Source organism: Actinoplanes sichuanensis (genome assembly GCF_033097365.1).
In the GTDB taxonomy this organism is placed as follows: domain Bacteria; phylum Actinomycetota; class Actinomycetes; order Mycobacteriales; family Micromonosporaceae; genus Actinoplanes; species Actinoplanes sichuanensis.
On record NZ_AP028461.1, the window covers coordinates 4,616,898 to 4,636,245 of the forward strand.

Below are 19,348 nucleotides of genomic sequence, written 5' to 3' on the forward strand. Positions count from 1 at the left end.
CGCGCGCATCCCCGAGGACCGGATCCAGCTCCACCGATGGCGAGAGATTAGGGTAGCCTACCCTAAACGCCTGCGGAGGCGGCTCCTCGAAGGGAACCCAATTGAGCATCGAACCGCTGGCCCTTGACGGGGTCGTTCCGTTTCCGCCGGAGACGGCAGCCAAATACGTCGCCGAGGGACACTGGCGCGACCAGACGTTGCCGGAGCTGTTGTTCGCCACCGCGGAGCGCTGCCCCGACAAACTCGCCGTCATCGACCGCAAAGCCGAGTTGAGCTACGCCCAGCTCACCGCCGAGGTCCTGCGCCTCGCCGCCGGCCTGCAGGATCTGGGACTGGGCCGCGGCGACCGGGTGGTGGTGCACCTGCCCAACATCTATGAGTACATCGCCTTCGTCTTCGCCCTGTGGGAGCTCGGGGCGGTTCCCGTCGTCGCTCCCATCGCGCACCGTCGTGCCGAGATCGAGCACTTCGTCGAGATCGCCGAGGCGCGTGCCTACATCACCGTCGCCTCGGACAGCGGCACCGATCTCGCCGCGATGGCCGCCGACCTGAAGCAGCGATGGCCCCACCTGGAACACACCATCGTGCTCGACCGTGACGGCGGCGGCGCCGAGTACACGGCGTTGCAGTCGAAGGGATCGCTCGACCACGCGCGCCGGTGCAGCCCGCAGGACGTCGCCCTGTTGCAGATGTCCGGCGGCACGACCGGCGTTCCGAAGCTGATGCCGCACACCCACCAGACGTACGGCTACGCCCTGCGCCGAAGCGTCGGGGAACGAGGCATCACCGAACGCACCGTACATCTGCTGGTCATTCCGATCTGCCACAGCATGTCGACGCGTTCGCCGGGGTTCCTCGGCGCGTTCAGCGTGGGCGCCACCATCGTGATCGCCCCGAACGGCAGCCCCGACGCGGCGTTCCCGCTGATCCAGAAGCACGGGGTGACCCGCGTCTCGCTGGTTCCGCCGATCCTGCTGGCCTGGCTGAACTCCTCGCTGCGCAAGTCCTACGACCTGTCCAGCCTGAAGGTGCTCATGTGCGGGGGCGCGAAGCTGAGCGAATCAGTGGCGAGTCGGGTCGAGCCGGAGTTCGGCGTACAACTGTCGCAGAGCTTCGGAATGGGCGAGGGCCTCGTCGTCAGCAATCCCGCCGACGTCGACCGGGCCACCAGCGTGCGATACCAGGGCCGTCCGGCCTCAGCGGCCGACGAGATCCAGGTCATCGACGACGAGGGCAACGAGGTGCCGCCCGGTGCACCCGGTCACCTGCTGACCCGGGGACCGTCGGTGATCCGCGGGTACTACCGCAACCCCGAACAGAACGCCCTGGCGTTCACCAACGACGGCTTCTACCGCACCGGCGACATCGTCGAGCGCGACGAGCGTGGATTCATCAGAGTCGTGGGACGCTCGAAGGACCAGATCAACCGGGGCGGCGAGAAGATCGCCCCCGAAGAGCTGGAGAACGCGCTGCTCACGCATCCCGCCGTCCACAACGTCTCGGTCGTCGGTGTCGACGACGAGGTTCTCGGCGAACGCGTCAAGGCGTACCTGATTCCCCGGACGCCGGAGAGCGCGGCCGAGCTCACCCTGGGCAAGCTGCGCCAGTTCCTGCGCGACAAGGGACTCGCCACGTTCAAGCTCCCCGATGTCGTGGAGGTCGTCGCCGAGTTCCCGTACACCGCGGTCGGCAAGGTCAGCAAGCGTCTGCAGCGCGAACTGAACTAGACACATGCCGAACAAGACCACACGTGTCCTCGTCGTGGGCGCGGGCCCGGTCGGAATGGTCTGCGCGCTGGCACTGAACCGGCGCGGCATCCCGGTGACCGTTCTCGAGTCCGAGCCCGCGCCGGTGCAGGATCAGCGCGCGGCGACCATCCATCCGAGCACGCTGGAGATGCTCGACGACCTGGGCATCACCGAGAAGATCCGACCGCACAGCCTGCTCTCCAGCACCTATCGCTTCCACGACCGCACGACCGGCGACGTCGTGGCGGAGTTCGACCTCGGCCGACTCGAGGACGAGATCCGGTTCCCGTATGTGCTGCAGTACGAGCAGTACAAACTGACCGCCGCCATCGCCGCGGAATACGCGAACGAATCCGACTTCGACGTACGGTTCTCCCACACGCTGACCGGTCTGACCGAAACCGCAGACGGCATCGAGGTGGAGTACACCTCACCGGCCGGCACGGAACGCATGGCGGCGGCGTACGTCGTCGGCTGTGACGGTGGCCGATCGACGGTGCGCAAGCTCGCCGGCATCGAATTCGAGGGATTCACCTACCCGGAGCGGTTCATCAAGATCGCGACCAGCTTCGACTTGAAGACCGTCAAGCCGGAGCTGGCGTTTCGCAACTACTTCTCCGACCCCAACGAGTGGGCCAACGTGTTCAAGGTGCGCGGAGAAGCACCCGGAGGGCTCTGGCGGGTCATTCTGCCGATCGGCCACGACGAGGACGACGCCACCGCGTTGTCGCCGGCGCGCGTCGAGGAGCGGCTGCAGAAGTTCCTCCCGAAGACCGGCCCGTACCACGTCGAGTATCGCAACGTCTACGGAGTCAATCAGCGTGTGGCCGCGACCTTCCGTCAGGGGCGCATCCTGCTCGCCGGCGACAGCGCGCACGTCAACAACCCGATCGGCGGCATGGGCATGAACGGCGGCATCCATGACGCGATCAACCTGACGGACAAGCTCACGAAGGTGATCGCCGGTGAGGCCGACGACGATCTGCTCGACCTCTACAGCCGCCAGCGGCGCCATGCCGCGGTGAACTACGTACAGGCCCAGACGATCGCCAACAAACGGTTGCTGGAGCAACGCGATCCCGAGGTTCGTCGACAGAACCTCGACGAACTGCGCCGGACCGCCGAGAAGTTCGATACCGCCCGCGCCTACATGCGCCGTGCGGCCCTGTTCGACAGCCTCCAGGACGCTGCCGCCATCACCTGAGCCATCGGCTCCGCTGTCTGGTGCGGTACCACGGGTGGTACCGCACCAGACAACGAAATCCACTCAGTCGGCCAGCAGGTTCCTCAGCAGCGGACCCCACTTCAGCAGCCCGGAATCGGGTTCGAGGATGGACTGGTGGTCTTCGTCCTCGGCGACGAAGAACGCATAGTCGCTCAGGTGGCCGTCCCATCCCAGCGCGTCCTCACGGCCCACCTCCGCCAGCCGGGGCGTGTGGGTCGCGGAGGACGCGATCACGAGCGCCTCGACGTCGAGAATGCCCAGCGTCGGAGTCGACGTCAGCACGTCACAACGACGGCCGGCCGTCTCGACGGCCTTCAACTGCTTCGCGTCGGCGAGCAACTCGTTGAACGCCTCCTCACCGAAGGCCTTGCGCATCTCGTCGCGCATCGACTCGGCGGATCCCGGTCGTACGAGCAGTTCCGTCGAGTTCTCCGAACCGGCGGGCATGGCGTCCACGATCACCAGCGGTCCGACGCGTTCGCCTCGGGCGAGGAGTTGACGCGCCACGGCGAACATGATGTGTGCGCCATAGGACCACCCCAGCAGCTCGTACGGCCCGGACGGCTGCAAACCCTGGATGACATCGGCATAGGTGTCCGCGAGGTCCGCAAGGTCATCGAACTCGACGTCCAGGCCGGCGATCGCGGGATCATCGAGACCGACCAACCCTACCTCGGGCGGGAGATACCTCGCCAGCTCCGAATACATGGACGAGGCACCGAACTTCGGATGCGCGCAGAACAGGGTGCGGCCGTTCAGAGATGGCGTGAACCGGGTCACGATCGCGGTGATGTCGACATTCGGATCCGCATCCGGATGCATCTTCGCGTCGACGACCGAACTCAGCTCGCCGATCGTCGACGCGGTGATGACATCCCGCATCGCGATGGTCACCGGGAACGTGCGGTTCATCTGCGAGGCGAGCCGCATCGCCGCGAGCGAATGCCCACCCAACCGGAAGAAGTCGTCGCCCGCACCCAGCACCAGTCCCTCATCGAGGTCCAGCACCGCACGGAAGACCGCGGCCACCGCGAACTCCGTATCCGACTCGAGCGCCCGACCCATGCCGACTCCGGCCGCGGCCACGTCGGCCGGCGGCAACGCTCGGCGGTCCAACTTTCCCGTCGGGGTCAGAGGGAAGGAATCCACCGCGACGAGGGCCGCCGGGATCATGTAGTCCGGCAGATACGTGGCCAGGTGGCTACGCAACGACTCACTGATGTCGAGGTCCGCCGTGGTGATGTAGTACGCGGCCAGTTGAAGCCCGGTGGAATGCTGGAAAGCCACCACCTCGGCGCGCGTGATCCCGGGGAACTTCTGCACCACGTCCCGGATCTCGTCCGGCTCGATGCGATAACCGCGAATCTTGATCTGCTCGTCGGCACGACCGAGGTAGTCGATCATCCCGTCGTCCTTCCACCGGGCGAGGTCTCCGGTGCGATACATGCGTTGCGCCGGCTCCCACGGACAGGCGACGAAACGCTCGGCGGTCAGCGCCGACTGGCCCCAATATCCGCGCGCCGTACCGTCACCGGCCAGGTAGAGCTCACCGGCCACACCGGGAAGGGCCGGTTGCAGGTTCTCATCGAGGATGTACGCCCGCGTGTTGAAGATCGGCGTGCCGACACTCGAGGTGGTGCTGTCGGCCAGATCGGCACCGAGAGCATTGATGGTGTACTCGGTGGGTCCGTAGAGGTTGTACGACTCGACTCCGGGTGCGTCGCGCAGCTGTTGCCACAGCCGATCGGGAACCGCCTCGCCACCGAGGGAGACGAACACGACACCGGGCGCATCGGACAACACCGACCGGCCGGCCGGCCGGTCCCGCTCCAGCAGGCCCTCCTCGACCAACAGCTGCCCGTACGACGGGGTCACATCGAACCCGTCCATCCGCACGTCGTCATAGTGAGCCAGCAGCCGCTGATGATCGCGCCGCATCTCCTCGTCGATGACGTGCACCTCGTGCCCGTTCAGGAGCCAGAACAGCTGCTCCCACGAGGCGTCGAAGGAGAACGACGTCGTGTGTGCGATCTTCATCCGGCGCCCGCGCTGGTGGTCCACCACCCGATCGAAGATCTTCTCGACGTGGTTGAAGTACATGTTCGTCAGTCCGCGGTAACCGACGGCGACGCCCTTGGGCCGTCCGGTGGTACCCGAGGTGAAGATGATGTAGGCGAGGTTGTCGAGCGAGATCTGCCCGCCTCGTTCTGCCGGCGTGATCGGATCGGTGGCGATCTGCGCGAGACGTTCCACCACCGGCGCGGACTCCAGGTTGATCACCTTACCGACGGTGCCGGTGAGCCGGTTCACGTCGCGGTCGGTCACCAGGGTGACGGTCGGCTCGGCGATCTCGATCATGTAGCCGATCCGTTCGTCCGGTAGTTCGCTGTCCACCGGAACGTAGGCGGCTCCGATGGCGAACACCGCGAACATCGCGATGACCGTACGCTCGTCGCGCGGCAGCAGCAGGGCGACCCGATGCTCCGGGCGTACTCCCTCGTCGAGCAGCAGACGGGCGTAGCGATTCACCTCGGCGGAGAACTCCACGAAGGTGAACACACGATCGCCGGCCACCAGCGCCGTCTCCGATCCGGACAGCCGTACCTGCCGGTCCAGCAACTCGGCGACCGTGACCGGTTCGATGTCACGGACGAGATCAGCGGCGATACCGGTATGCGGGGCAGCCTCGTCCGGCAACAGGGCGGACACCATACCGACCGGCTCGTCGAGCCGACGAGTGAGAGCAAGCAGCACCTGGACGTAGCGTTTGAGCAACAGCTCCGCAGCCGGGGCGCCGAAAACGTCCCGGCGATAGGACAGGCGAACATGCACGGTCGCCGCCCCGTCGCGTTCTTCCGGGTCGACCGCGAACGTCACGGGGTAGTGCGTCGCGTCATCGACCTTCGCGCCGACGACCTGTAGCCCGGCCGTGTCTTTCCCGGCAGCCTTGCCGAGCGGCACGTTCTGCACCACGAACAGCGTGTCGAACAGAACAGGAACGCCGGCATTGGTCTGGATCTGGGTCAGAGTGGCTTGCGGATGGTCGATGACGAGCAACTGCTCGGACTGAACCCGGGCGAGCAACTCCCGATTCGTTTCGAACGGGGGCACGCTCACCCGCATCGGGACCGTGTTGAACAGCAGCCCGATGATGCGGTCGGCGTCGGGCAGGGACGGCGGCCGACCGGAGACGGTGTTGCCGAAGACGACGTCGTTGCTGCCGGTGAGTCGGCTGAGCGCGATCCCCCAGGCGGTCTGCAGCACAGTGCCCACCGTGACCTTGGCGTCTCGTGCGGTGCCGAACACCATCGCGGCCTCTGCCGGGCTGAGGTCGAGGTGGAGTTCACCGGTCTCGCCCTGTGCATCACCGAGGTCGACGAAGTCCGGGCACAGCAACGTCGGACCGGTCAGTTCGGCGAGGTAGCCGTCCCAGGCGCGATAGGCGGTCGCGGGATCCTGGTCGTCGACCCAGTCCAGGTACGAGCGGAACGACGCCGGCCGCACGCGGTCGACGTAGCCGTCATCGGCGTAGATGCTGAAGATCTCGTCGAACACCGCGTTGATCGACCAGCCGTCCAGCAGGATGTGCTCGAAACTCATGACCAGAATCCACGAGTGGTGGCCGATTTCGAGCAGCGTGAACCGGATCAGCGGCGGGACCTCGAAGTCGAACGGCTCACCCCGCTCGGCAGCCAGGAACTGCTCCACATCGACGCCGCGGCCACTCCAGTCGGTCGATCGGATGACCCGCACCGGAACTTTGACACCGGACGGGATCACCTGCACGTCCCCGGGCGGAACGAACGCCGCCTGCAGGTTGGGGTGCCGGTCCATCGCGCTGGCGATGGAGTTCGTCATCCGCTGCGGGTCGACGTCTCCCGCGATCTGCCGGGTGATCTGCGAGACGTAGGTGTTGTGGTCGTCGGATTCCTGGGACCGCAAGAGGTGGTAGAACAGTCCGCGTTGCAACGGGGCCAGCGGAAGGATCTGGGCGTCGTACCCGTAGCGGGCACGGATGGACTCCTCTTCGGCGGGCGTCAACGCGACCCGGTCGGCGCGACGCAGCGTGAACGCGTCGCGAGGTTCGTGGCCGGCAACGGGGACTCCGACGCCGACGATCGCGTCGGTGATGGCAGCGGCCAGTGCACTCGTGTCGACATCAACGGTGTCCGCCGACTCCACCCAGACGCGGACCTCACGACCGGCCAGGTGGACCTGGATGCCGAGTCCGTCCTCCGGTACGCCCACACCCGCGGCGGGCTCGGTGATCAGCTCCGCTCGGCTACGGAACACACCCACCCGGATCCGCGGGGTCGGCAGATCATCGAAGAAGCGGCTGAACCGGGGGTGCCCGGCCAGCGCGGCGTATTCGGCCGCTCGTTCCGGGCTCAGTCCGAGGACTCCCCCATCGTCGACAAGGACGGGGAATCTGCGCGTCATCAGGGGACCGTCGGACTCGTGGAACTCCACGAGCAGATCACCGTCAGCGATTCCGGCCAAGGCCGTGGCCACAGCCGTCAGCACGACGGACGGCAGGGAGGTTTCGTCTGCGGCGGGAACCGGTCGTTCAGCCGTGCCGGCGTGCGCGTCCGAGCCGCCTCGCTGCCGCAGCACCGTGTCGGCCGCATCCGCGAGCCGGTCTACCCAATCCTCCCAGAACGGATCGTCGAGGACCGCCGCCAACTCGTCGTCCTTGTATCCCGCCGCGGCCGACGTGGACGGGGTGACGACCATCGGAATCTTCGCCTCATAGGCGGTGACCAGCTCGGGGAGCCTCTTCGCGACCGCATCCAGCATCTCCGGATTTCCGGTCTCGGCGACCAGTTCACCGGTGCCGCCGTCGCTGATCGCCAGTCGCAAGGCGAGGCTCGCGCCCGACAGGGCGTGACTGACATGGTCGATCGCCGCCCGCCAGAGCGGTGCCACGCTGATGTCGAAATCCTCGAGCGGCAGACGGAAACGGCGAGTGTCACCGACGCTGTCGCCGGCTCTGGCCCGGCCCTCGTCGCCGGCACGGACGATCTGGGCGAGTTGCTTGACGGTCAGATCCGGGTGCCGGGATCCGAGCACGAGGAAGCGCACCGTGTTCCGGAGCAGTCGTGACGTGGTCTCCGCCGAGAACAACTCGCGGGCCGCGTTCAGATTGATGCCGTAGGCCCCGCCGTCCAGTCTCTCGATACTCGACACCAGATCGAACAGCGCGGGCTGAGCGGCCAGCGGGCCGTCCGCGGTGGTCGAGGCGTAGTTGGTGAGCGGCCACGCCGCACTCGGCTCTCCTCCGCGATCCACGTAGGCGGCCATCACCTGGAACAGCGGACTGATCCCGACCTGCCGCGGCGGGTTCACCGCCTCGACGACGCGCTCGAACGGAACGAGTTTGTGGTCGGCGGCTTCGAGCATGCGATCGCGGCAATGGAGCAGCGCCGGTACGAAGCCGGCTTCGGCGTCGATGTCGGCGCGCACCACGACGGTGTTCACGAAGTACCCGATCAGGTCGTGCAACTCGGGCTGGTCACGCAGACTGGCCGGAGTGCCGATGGGAACGGTGTCGCCTGCCCCTTCGTCCCACAGCGCCAGGGAGAACGCCGCGATCAACGCCTGAAGCGGTGTCGCCCTGTGTTCGACCAGAAGTTCGTCGATCTTGGCCGTCTCATCGCCGGTGAGCGGCATGGTCGCCGGCCGGATGGTCCGCTCTTCGGAGACGTCACGTGGCTGGTCGAGAGGCAGGACGGTCTCCGTCGGGAGCCCCGACAGCATGTCTCGCCAGTACTGCAGGTCCGACTGATAGCGAGACCCCGGATCCTTCCGGTCGCCCAGGACATGCCGCTGCCAGACCGCGAAGTCGGCATACTGCGTCGGTAGGGGCTCGACTTCAGTGCGATCGCCGGTAGCCGCTTGGAGGTAGAACTCGTTCAGCTCACGGAAGAGGACCCCGAAGGAATCCGCGTCGGTGATGATGTGGTGCCCATAGGCGACGAGGACGTCGCCACCAGAGTGGCGCAGCAGATGAAACTTCAGCCCGAACTCGGAGGTGAAGTCGAGCGGCAGTGCGGCAACCCGGGCGATCTCGTCACCGAGCAGCTCGGAATCGACGTCCTCGACCTCCAGGACCCTGGTGTCGTCGTCGGGTGCCGGACAGATGATCTGGCGCAGTGATGAGGTCTCCTCGTCCGGCACGAGGATCGTACGCAAGATCTCGTGACGCGCGACGATCCGACGGATCGCCGTCTCCAAAGCATCCCGTTGCAGCCGCTGACCCGCCTGCAGCACGATTTCAGTCCGATAGACCGAACGTCCCGCGATCTGCTCGGTGAACCAGAGTGCTTGTTGTCCGTAGGAGACGGGGAGGACGGCGGGGCGTGGTAGGTCGCCGATTCGTTTGTCCGACGTTGCGGTGCCGGTCGCCTCGGTGGTGTCGGCGATGACGGCGAGTTCGCTGATCCGCGGGTGGTCGAAGACGTCGCGGAGGGTGAGTGCGGTGCCGAGCTGGGCGTTGGCGCGGGCGACGACCCGGGTCGCGAGCAGTGAGTGTCCGCCGAGGCTGAAGAAGTCGCTGTCGACACCGAGATCGATGTCCTCGCCGAGGTGCAGCACGTCACGGAAGATTCCCGCGAGGGCGATCTCGGTGTCGGTCTCCGGCCGCCTGCCGTCGGCGGCACCCGCGGTCAGATCCGGCTGCGGCAGCGCACGGCGATCCAGCTTCCCGTTCGCGGTGACCGGGAACCGATCCAGGCGCGTGAACGTGGTGGGCAGCATGTAATCCGGCAACGACCGTGCCAGATGGTCACGCAACGCGTCGACCGGCACCATTTCCCCGACCGTGGTCACGTAGGCCGCGAGGTACTTCCCACCTGCCGGATGATCCAACGCGAGGACCGCGGCACTCGACACGTCGGGGTGTTGTTCGAGGACGGTACGGATCTCGTCGAGTTCGATCCGGAACCCACGGATCTTCACCTGGTCATCACTACGACCCAGGTACTCCAGTTGCCCCTGCGGGTTCCATCGCACCACATCACCGGTGCGATACAACCGGGCACCGCGGTCGCTGAACGGGTCGGCCACGAACCGGCCGGCCGTCAGACCCGGACGACCGACATAGCCGTCCGCGAGTTGCACCCCACCCAGGTAGAGCTCACCCGCCACCCCGACCGGCACCGGACGCAACCACCCGTCCAGAACATGCGCGGTCGTATTCGCCACCGGCACACCGATCGCAGTACCGCCGGTCACGACCGTCGCCGTGCCGTCACCGGTGACCTCGGTCGAACCGTAGAAGTTGTGCAACACCGCCCGCGGCGAAACCGACCGCATGCCCTTCGCGGTACCGGCGGTGAGCGCCTCACCAGAGGAGACCCACGACCGAACCGACGCCAACGCCACAGACGCCCCGTCGTGACGGACCAGGACATCGGCCAGACTCGGCACCGTCAACAGATGCGTCACCCGGTGTCGGGCGATCGTGTCGAGCAGACCGGCCGGATCCTGCGCGGTCTCCGCGACCACGATGCGAGCACCCGCGACCATCGGCCCGAACAACTCGGTCACCGCGTCGACGAAACCCACACCACTCTTCGACAGCGCCACACTGTCAGCGGTGTAGTCCAGCACCCGGCCGCCCCATGCGAGCCTGTTGACCAGAGCACGATGTGTCAGAACGACGCCCTTCGGATCACCCGTCGTGCCCGAGGTGAAGATCACCACCGCTGCGTCGAGACCGCTCAACGGCCTCGACAACACCGGGGCGTCCTGATGTTCCGGCACACGTCCCTGCCATTCAGCAGTGTGCCGGTCGGTGATCACCAGCGCGGGCGCGGCGTCGTCCAGGATGCGTTCGATACGCGCTGCGGGATACTCCGGATCGATCGGTACGTAGGCCGCTCCCGCGCGGAGCACCGCGGTCAGCACCACCACCAGATCGACCGAGCGCGTCATGACGACCGCGACCCGGTCCCCGATCCGCACCCCCTGATCGATCAGAAGGTGGGCGAACGCGTTGACCCGCGCATCGAACCGGCCATAGGTCAGTTCGACACCGTCGGCGACGACCGCGACGGCATCCGGATCCGCCGCGACCCGAGCGCGCACCAGTTCATCCACCGTCACCGGCGCGACATCGAGCATCTCGCCCCGCACCCACGACGGGTCCGGACCGTCGGCATCAGATGCCAACTGGTGCAGGGTCAGACCCGACGCCCCGTCGAGAACGGCGTTGAGGAAACGGCTGAACTGCTCGGCGTGCCGCACGGGCTCGCCCGAAGCGGTGCCGGTGGACAACTCCAGCCGGATTCCGGAGTCCGGATCGCGGTAGACCGCGAGGTCGAGTGATCCGACCGGTCCGGTACTGATCGTTTCAGAGATCGCGACGACATCGCCAAGCCGCGGAGTCGATTCGAAAAGCCGGATATTGATCGTCGGGAGGCCCAGATAGGACCCTTGACCGCTCGGCCACAAACGAGCGAGCTGATGATCCTCGACAGTCGTGTGACGCCGGGAAGTCGTCAACTGCCCCGCGACGGCCTCGACCACGTCGGCGAAATTCTGATAAGGGCTGATCTCGGTGACGACCGGAATCGCCCGCGAGCGCGCGCTCGGTGTCCGCAACGACTCCCGGTCGTCACGCAACATCAGCGGAACCCGGACCGCCACGCAGTCACGACCCTCGACCAGCGCGGTATACACACCCCACAACGCGATCAGGGAATCCGTCCACGACACCCGCGCCGCCCGGGCGAACTGCTGAACCCTCGCATAGGCGTCACCGGGAAGCGGGACGACAACCGGCCGACTCGCCGATACGAAAACCTCCGACAAACCTTCCACGGGCTCGTGACCTGCAGAACCGACACCGAGGACGCCATCCCAATAGGCGACACCCTCATCAAGCCCGTTGCCGTCGGTGACGTTTTTCAGACTCCCGAACCAGCGGTCCGGAACCGCATCACCGGCCCGCTGCGCGGTGTAGACCTCGGCGACACGGCGAATGAAAAGAGAAATGCTGTAACCGTCGACGAGCAGGATATCGGTGATCAGGATCCACGCCCACGTGCCGTTCTCCCGGCGAATCAGGGTCGAGGAGGTCGCCGGTTCACCGCCGGCCGACGGCTCGGCCAACTGCTCGCGGGCCAGCATCCGGATCTGGTCGTCACTATGACCGGCATCGACGACCTCAGTCGACAGAGTCAATGCGGTGTCGACGTACTGGAAAGGAACGCCACTCTCGTCTCCGAAACGCACTCGCAGCGCGTCGGTCTCCGCGAAAACAGCACCCACCGACGCCACGAAAACGGCCGGATCGACCACACCGTCCAACCACAACAACTGGCCGGCACGAAACACCGAGGGCTCCGGCGCAAGCCGCCGAGCCACCCAGTTACCACGCTGACTCGCAGTCAACTCCACACGATCAGAAGCCGTCAACGGAAGCACACCCACTTCTCTTGAGACCAGACCGAGCCAACCGAGGCAACGATCGCTAGAACCCCAACGAAGGGTAGGCTAACCTTGCACGGTGCCACCACCCATCCCGCCATCCGAGCGAGGAGACGCGTCCATCAGGTACGACAATCGCCCCGCGACCACGGCCCGTCCATGTTCGATCCCGGACGGGTCGTTCCCACTCTCCGGAGCCCACCGGCGGCGAGTGTGGACGGCTGCGGCATGCACGCAGCACACCGGCGTCCCACTGCTTGACACGGACCGGAGACGGCCATGAGGGACACTTCGCACTCCGACCCGTCGGGGCTGGGTCGGGGACCTTTGACCCGTCGGTTACCTGTGCTGTGGCAGGTGCCCACCGTTCCGCCCGAGGTCCAGCCGTTCGAGGCCGGCCCGGGGACCACGGCCGGTCGATTCCTGTTGCGTGTGATCCTGTCGGTGCCGCGGGTCTCCGTTCCGGCGGCCCTGGCAGCGATCGTCTGGCAGGTGGGTGAGGCGGCGGTCCCGGTGGTGACGGGCCTCGCGATCGACCGGGCACTGGCGACCGGGGATGCGGGGCAGCTGGCGCTGTGGCTCGGCGCGCTGGTGGCCGCGTACGTCGGATTGACGGTGGCGGCGAAGTTCGCCACCCAACTGACCGCGTATGCGATCCAGCTGCTCCAGCACCGCCTCCGGAGCACCCTCTCGACCCGCGTACTGCATCCGGTCGGCGGCAGTGTTCACGCGCCGGGCGGCGGTGTCGTCTCGATGATGACCAACGACGTCGCCCGTCTGGCGAACGGGGTTCAGCTCGTGATCATGCCGATCGCGAGGATCACGACCATCGGGTTCATCGCGGTGTCGCTGTTGACGACACATTGGCTTCTCGGGCTTGCGGTGCTGGTGGGGGCGCCGGCGGCGGTGTGGTTGATGGGCGTGCTCAGCGAGCGGCTGTCCCGCGACACCCGCGAGTACCAAGGACTGTTGGCCACCACCGTCGGACTGGCCACCGATGTCGTGACCGGCTATCGAGTGGTCAAGGGGATCCGCGCCGAAACCGAGGCGACCAGAAGGTACCGGCAAGCAAGCCAGGAGACGCTGGCCGGCGCCAAACGCAACGCGGGACTGCTGGGCAGGTTCCTGATGGGCGCCGGTGTGGTCACCGGCACCTTCGTCGCAGCGGTGATGGGGCTGGCGGGCTGGTTCGCCGTGGACGGACAGTTGAGCATCGGCGAGCTGATCGCCGCGGTCGGCCTCGCTCAGGCGCTACTGCCGCAGATCCAGTCGATCGCGAACGACTCCATCCCCAACCTCGCCGGAGCCCGCGCCTCGTCGGCACGCATCCTCGACGCGCTGGAGACCGACGTCGCCGTGACGCCCGAGCCGGCCGACGCGGCGCGGCCGGTGGTGTCGCGGCTACCGGTACTGGAGGTGGCCACGCTCAGCACGACCATCCGGGTGGAACCCGGCGAACTCGTGGGAGTACGCACCGACGACCTGACCGCCGCACGCGTCGCGGAGGCTCTGCTGGATCCGCGGGGGCCCGGCGACGAGGTCACGGTACGGCTGGACGGGATCGCCGCGCGGGAGTTGACCGCACACGATTACCGCTCCCGGGTCACGTTCACGCCGCACCGGGTCATGCTGTTCAGCGGGACGATCCGCGACAACCTCACCGCCACCGCGGCCACACCCGAGCTGGTGACGGCTGCGGTGCGAGCCGCGGCATGCGACGATTTCGCCGCCGATCTCGACCTCCCGGTCGGCGAGGACGGCAACCGCTTCTCCGGCGGCCAACTCCAGCGTCTAGCGCTCGCCCGCGCTCTGGCCTGCGACGCGCCGGTACTCGTGCTGCACGACCCGACCACGGCGGTCGACCCGGTCACCGAACACACGATCGCGGAGCGGCTACGCGAGGTCCGCGCCGGCCGATCGACCCTGCTGATCACCTCGTCTCCCGCGTTGCTCGGCAGCTGCGACCGCGTCGTCGACCTGCTCGAGGACGCACCGACACCCACAAGGACGACGCTGTGAGCGCGACATCCACGGCCAACGAGCACGCGCTGCCGATCGCGAGCGGCAGGGAGACGGCCAAGCAGGTGTGGCGGCTCAGCCGCGGGCATCGGCTCCGGCTCGCCACGGTCGCAGTGCTGGGGCTCGTCAGCACCGGCATCAACGTGATCCCACCCGTGATCATCGGGTTCCTCGTCGACCAGGTACGGGCCGGCACCGCCGACCTCGGCACCGTACTGACGGTCACGGCCCTCATGGTGCTCTCGGCGGTTCTCGGTGCGGCCGGCACCGCGGTGACGATCGTGCTCGCCACCCGCATCTACCACACCATCCTCGCCGGACTGCGCGAACAGCTCGTGAGCCGCGCCATGACACTCCCCCAGCACCTCGTCGAACGCGCCGGGACCGGGGACCTGATCTCTCGGACCAGCGACGACGTCACCGCCGTGGTCGATGCCGCGCCCGCGGTGATCCCCGCGGTCACCGTCACCGCGTTCACCATCGTCGTATCGCTGGGCGGGCTCGCGGCGCTGCAATGGCAGTACGCCGCAGCGTTCGTCGTCGTACTGCCCGTCTATGTCCTCGTCATGCGCTGGTACCTCCGCATCGGCCCGCGGGTGTACGGCGCCGAACGCGCGGCGATGAGCGCCCGGGCGCAGCAGATCCTCGAATCCCAGCGCGGCTACGCCACCGTACTCGGGCTCGGGCTCACCGATCAGCGGCACCACAGCGTGATGACCGCCTCCTGGGGCGTCGCGGTGTGGACGCTTCGCGCGCGCATCGTGCAGGCCATGCTCAGCATCCGCCTGAACCTCGGTGAATGTCTGAGCCTGGCCACCGTCCTCGCCGTCGGCTTCTTCCTGATCAAGGCGGACGCGTCCACCGTCGGCGGCGCCACCGCCGCGACGCTGCTCGTCCTGCGCCTGCTCGGACCGATCAACGAGCTGGTGTTCGTCGTCGACGACCTCCAGTCGGCTCTGGCATCGCTCAGCCGCATGATCGGGGTGGCCACCATCGCGGAGGGGCCGGGCGAACCGACCGCGACAGTGGACACCGACATCGCCGTGCGGCTGCAGGACGTCGCATTCGCCTACGGCGACGGTCCCCGCGTCTTCGACAACCTCACCCTCGACATCCCCGTCGGTCAGCGTATCGCCGTGGTCGGCGCCTCCGGGGCCGGAAAGACGACGCTCGCCGCCGTCATCGCCGGCATCCACCTACCCGACGCCGGGACGGTGGCCCGGCCCGGCCGCACGACGTTGATCACCCAGGAGACGCACGTGTTCGCCGGCACCCTGCGCAGCAATCTCACGCTCGCCGCCCCGGACGCCGCCGACCACGACATCCACGCCGCGCTGGAGGCCACCGGGGCGGCCGGGCTCCTCGATCTGCTGCCGGACGGTCTCGACACGATGATCGGCACCGGCGGATACCCGCTCACCGATGCACAGGCTCAACAGCTCGCCCTCGCCCGGCTCCTGCTCGCCGACCCGGAACTGGCGATCCTCGACGAGGCGACCGCCGAGGCGGGCTCCACCCACGCCGGGTTGCTGGACCGCGCCGCCGAGGCGACGTTGCGGGGGCGCACCGGGTTGGTGATCGCGCATCGTCTCTCCCAAGCCGCGACCTGTGACCGGATCGTCGTCATGGAGCACGGCCGGATCATCGAGACCGGAACACACGACGAGCTGGTCGCCGCCGGTGGCGTGTACGGCGGGCTGTGGAGCGCCTGGAAGGCCGGACGCAGCATCAACAACAAAGTAGAAAGGACTGGCTCATGACGGGAAACGTTGTCGGCACGCCGGACAACACCGCGGTACGGACCGCTCTGTGGCGCGCCCTGCACACCTTGGTCGACGAGCCGCCGCACGTCCTCGAGGACGTGCTGGGTGCCCGGCTGGCACAGGACGACGACGGATGGCGTGAGCGCGGAGACATGGTCCCCGGCGACTCACGAGGAAAGCGCGCCACGATCGTCGGACGGGCACGTTTGACCGAGGAGCTGGTGGCCCAGGCCGCGAGCCGCGGCGTGGATCAGTATGTGATCCTCGGCGCGGGCCTGGACACGTACGCCCAACGTCATCCCGATGCGGGCTCGACCATGACCGTCTTCGAGATCGACCAGCCGGAGACCCAGGGGTGGAAACGGAACCGGCTGATCGAACTCGGATATGACATTCCGGATTGGCTGCGCCTGGTTCCGGTCGACTTCGAAGCGAATGACGACTGGTGGGATCGGCTGCAGGCGGCGGGATTCGATACCGCACGCCCCGCCGTGGTGTCCTGGCTGGGGGTCACCATGTATCTGACCGAACAGGCCACGGCGGCGACCCTCAAGCGGGTGGCGAGTCTGCCGTCCGGCTCGTCACTGATCCTCACGTTCTTCCGCCACCTCGAAGATCTCGCACCCGAGGACGTGCAGATCCGGCGAGCCTCCCGGGAGGGTGCCCGGCGGGCCGGTACGCCGTTCATCGGCTTCTACACTCCCGGCCAGATCATCGAGCTGGCGCGACAGGCGGGTTTCGCCGATGCCGAGTACGTCTCGGCAGCCGACCTGACCGAACGCTACTTCGCGGGCCGGGCCGACGGCCTGCGACCGTACAGCGGCGAGGAAGTCCTGATCGCCACCGTCTGACACGGCAGGCCGGAAATGTCAACAAAAAGTCACGCAAGCACTGAACGAGGAGTCCTGATGAGTCTGAGCACCGAACAGTTGATCGCCGATGTCGCCGACGTGTTGTTCCTCGAACCCACCGAAATCGACTACGAGTTGAGCCTCCGCGACCAGGGGATGGACTCGGTGCGTCTGATGGACCTGGTGGAGCGGTGGCGCACCGCGGGAGTGGACCGGATCGACTTCATCACCCTGGCCGAGGACTCGAGGCTGGGTCACTGGATCGAGGTCATCGAGAAGCTCCAGGCCGGTGACGAAGTAGCTTCCTGATCCTGTGGTGGGCGGCCGCCGGGTTCGTCGTGGACGACCCGGCCGGACTGCCCACCAGGCCGGCGGCCTCAGATCACGGTGCGAGCACTCGCAACGTGTTACCCCACCCCACGAGCGACGTCTGGATCACTGTCAATCCGGCGCCGGTGATGACCGCCTCGAGTTCGTCCTCGGTGCGGTATCCCGATCCGTGGAGCGTCAACTGCAGGATGTCACGCTCGGCGTCATGCTCGTCCAGCTCGTCGGGATCGAAGGTGTCCTCCACCACCAGCAGCCGGCCGCCGGGGCTCAGACTCGCGGCGGCCCGCTGAAGAATGAGCCTCGCCTCCGCGTCGCGATACTGCCCGAGCGTATCGATGATGAGTACGGCGTCCGCGGGTTCGGTCTTCTCGAACACCGACTGCTCGGCGATGCGAATCCGGTCGCGTCGCGTCGCCTCCGCGATGCTGGTCGTGATGTCTCGGCGGAACCAGTCGGCTGCGGTGGGCAGCGCCACGATGGTCACCGTCGCCTCCGGATGCCCCGCGGTGAGGTAGTCGGCGTACACCGCTGCACCGGCCGCGTGGACGACTACCGTGCCGACACCGTCGAGTACCGGAGACTTCGCGAGCGGCTCGGCGAGCACCTGCACGAACCGGGATTTGTTCTCCAGCCGTTTGTGCTCGAAGGTCACATCGGTGCGGAGGGCATCCCAGTCCTTGCCGGTCACCGACTCCAGCACCGGCTGGTCGTTGCGGACCGCCGCTTCAAGACCGTAGAAGGCCTGCGACATGCGAGACTCGACCCCACCGGAAGTCAGGTGATCGAGTACGGACTCGCTGGTCAGGAACTCGCCGGTCTCACTGAGCCGGTATTCGTCGCCCTTCTTCTCCAGGATTTCGATCGCCTGCAGGTACCGCAGGAATTTCGCCAGGGAGCGTTCGTTCGCGCCGGTGTGCTGTGCGAGCGCGGGCACGGTGCGCACTCCACGACTGATGCAGTCGGCGATGCCGAGGTTCGCGGCCGCCCGAATCGCCAGCGGCGGCAGCAGCTCGGACATCTCATGGAACTTCTCGAAGGCCTCGTCGTTGCGCTCCGGGTCCGGTATGGCGGGGTCTTCGTCCAACGCCACGACCTCGGCGCGCCGCCAGTAGCCGGTGAAGTCGATGTCGGCCTTGTCGACACCGCGCTCCTCGATGAGGTACCGCCGCAGGTCGCGTACCACCGACTGTTCCCCGGCGAGCCAGGCGAACATCGAGCCCTCTCGCCGCCCGGCCTCGCGTACCGCCTGCAGCAGCAGCGGCTGGGTGCCCGCTGCCGCTCCGTTGCGCACGATCCAGGTCACCTCGACACCGGGACGCGCGGGGAGATCGGTTCGGTGTGCCTGCTCGGCCACCTCGATGTAGACCTCGGCCGGTGTCTCGTCGGGCAGTTCCTCGAGCAACCGGCCGATCGCCGGGATGGCCGTGTCGTCACCGACGACGAGGAACCAGTCGTAGCCCTCGGGCCGACCACTGGAGACCGACGGTCCCCCGACGTGGAGCCGATCGCCGGGTCTCGCCCGGTACGCCCACGTCGTCGCGACACCCACACCGTGCTTCACGAAGTCGATGTCGAGCTCGCGAGCCTGCGCGTCGTAGCGCCGTACCGTGTAGACCCGCCACAACGCGGGCGGGTCGGCCGGCCACCGGAACTTGCCGTCCTTGTAGACCGGGAGCACCGGCTCGCTCTCACCGGGGTACGGGAAGATCAAGCGGACGCTGTCGTCGAACCCGCTGCTGGCGAACTCGGGGAAGGTCGTGCCGTCGCTTCCCACGAACGATCCCAGCTGATCACCGGTCAGGGTCACACGCCGCATCCCGGCAGTGACATCGACGACCCGCGCCACCTCCAGCTCTCGCAGGGCGATGGTGTGTACGGCGGTGGGGCGGGCACGACGCGGCAAGGTGACTCCTCATCGAGCAGGTGGCGTACCGAAACAGGGTCTGCCAGAAGTCAGACATCAAACCTTAGCATTGCCTA

The 19,348-nt window shown here is 67.2% G+C and carries 8 protein-coding genes; 6 read left to right on the forward strand and 2 right to left on the reverse strand.

The window, feature by feature from the left end; all coding sequences use genetic code 11:
- Positions 1 to 101: 101 nt before the first annotated feature.
- Both Q0Z83_RS21340 and Q0Z83_RS21345 read left to right on the forward strand, forming a co-directional pair.
- On the forward strand, positions 102 to 1,727 hold the full coding sequence (locus tag Q0Z83_RS21340; RefSeq protein WP_317795722.1) for a (2,3-dihydroxybenzoyl)adenylate synthase: 1,626 nt from the start codon (positions 102 to 104) through the stop codon (positions 1,725 to 1,727).
- 4 nt (positions 1,728 to 1,731) lie between these two features.
- A complete protein-coding gene (locus Q0Z83_RS21345; RefSeq protein WP_317795723.1) occupies positions 1,732 to 2,952 on the forward strand; it encodes an FAD-dependent oxidoreductase in 1,221 nt (406 codons plus the stop codon).
- Between the two features lie 63 nt (positions 2,953 to 3,015).
- Here the strand turns inward: Q0Z83_RS21345 and Q0Z83_RS21350 are convergent, their stop codons facing one another.
- Positions 3,016 to 12,408 carry a non-ribosomal peptide synthetase gene (locus Q0Z83_RS21350; RefSeq protein WP_317795724.1) on the reverse strand — a complete coding sequence of 3,131 codons (9,393 nt, stop codon included), beginning with the start codon at positions 12,406 to 12,408 and terminating at the stop codon, positions 3,016 to 3,018.
- Between the two features lie 354 nt (positions 12,409 to 12,762).
- Between Q0Z83_RS21350 and Q0Z83_RS21355 the strand changes: the two genes are divergently transcribed.
- Genes Q0Z83_RS21355 through Q0Z83_RS21370 form a run of 4 tightly spaced genes read left to right on the forward strand, consistent with a single transcriptional unit; the run spans position 12,763 to position 17,347 of the window.
- A complete protein-coding gene (locus Q0Z83_RS21355) occupies positions 12,763 to 14,424 on the forward strand; it encodes an ABC transporter ATP-binding protein (protein WP_317795725.1) in 1,662 nt (553 codons plus the stop codon).
- Positions 14,421 to 16,184 (forward strand): ABC transporter ATP-binding protein, encoded by a 1,764-nt coding sequence (locus Q0Z83_RS21360; RefSeq protein WP_317795726.1) that lies wholly within the window; start codon positions 14,421 to 14,423, stop codon positions 16,182 to 16,184. Before Q0Z83_RS21355 ends, Q0Z83_RS21360 begins: the two co-directional genes overlap by 4 nt.
- On the forward strand, positions 16,181 to 17,038 hold the full coding sequence (locus tag Q0Z83_RS21365) for a class I SAM-dependent methyltransferase (RefSeq protein WP_317795727.1): 858 nt from the start codon (positions 16,181 to 16,183) through the stop codon (positions 17,036 to 17,038). The genes Q0Z83_RS21360 and Q0Z83_RS21365 overlap by 4 nt, the downstream gene beginning before the upstream one ends.
- 57 nt (positions 17,039 to 17,095) lie before the next feature.
- Entirely contained in the window at positions 17,096 to 17,347 is a 252-nt protein-coding gene (locus tag Q0Z83_RS21370) for a phosphopantetheine-binding protein (RefSeq protein WP_317795728.1), read from the forward strand.
- 73 nt (positions 17,348 to 17,420) lie between these two features.
- Here the strand turns inward: Q0Z83_RS21370 and Q0Z83_RS21375 are convergent, their stop codons facing one another.
- Complete coding sequence (locus Q0Z83_RS21375; RefSeq protein WP_317795729.1) at positions 17,421 to 19,271, reverse strand: siderophore-interacting protein; 1,851 nt, start codon at positions 19,269 to 19,271, stop codon at positions 17,421 to 17,423.
- Positions 19,272 to 19,348 lie beyond the last annotated feature (77 nt).

Bases quoted from the DNA above. Each gene is read 5' to 3' on its own strand.
- Q0Z83_RS21345 (WP_317795723.1), top strand. From the start codon at position 1,732: ATGCCGAACAAGACCACACGTGTCCTCGTCGTGGGCGCGGGCCCGGTC.
- Q0Z83_RS21365 (WP_317795727.1), top strand. From the start codon at position 16,181: ATGACGGGAAACGTTGTCGGCACGCCGGACAACACCGCGGTACGGACC.
- Q0Z83_RS21370 (WP_317795728.1), top strand. From the start codon at position 17,096: ATGAGTCTGAGCACCGAACAGTTGATCGCCGATGTCGCCGACGTGTTG.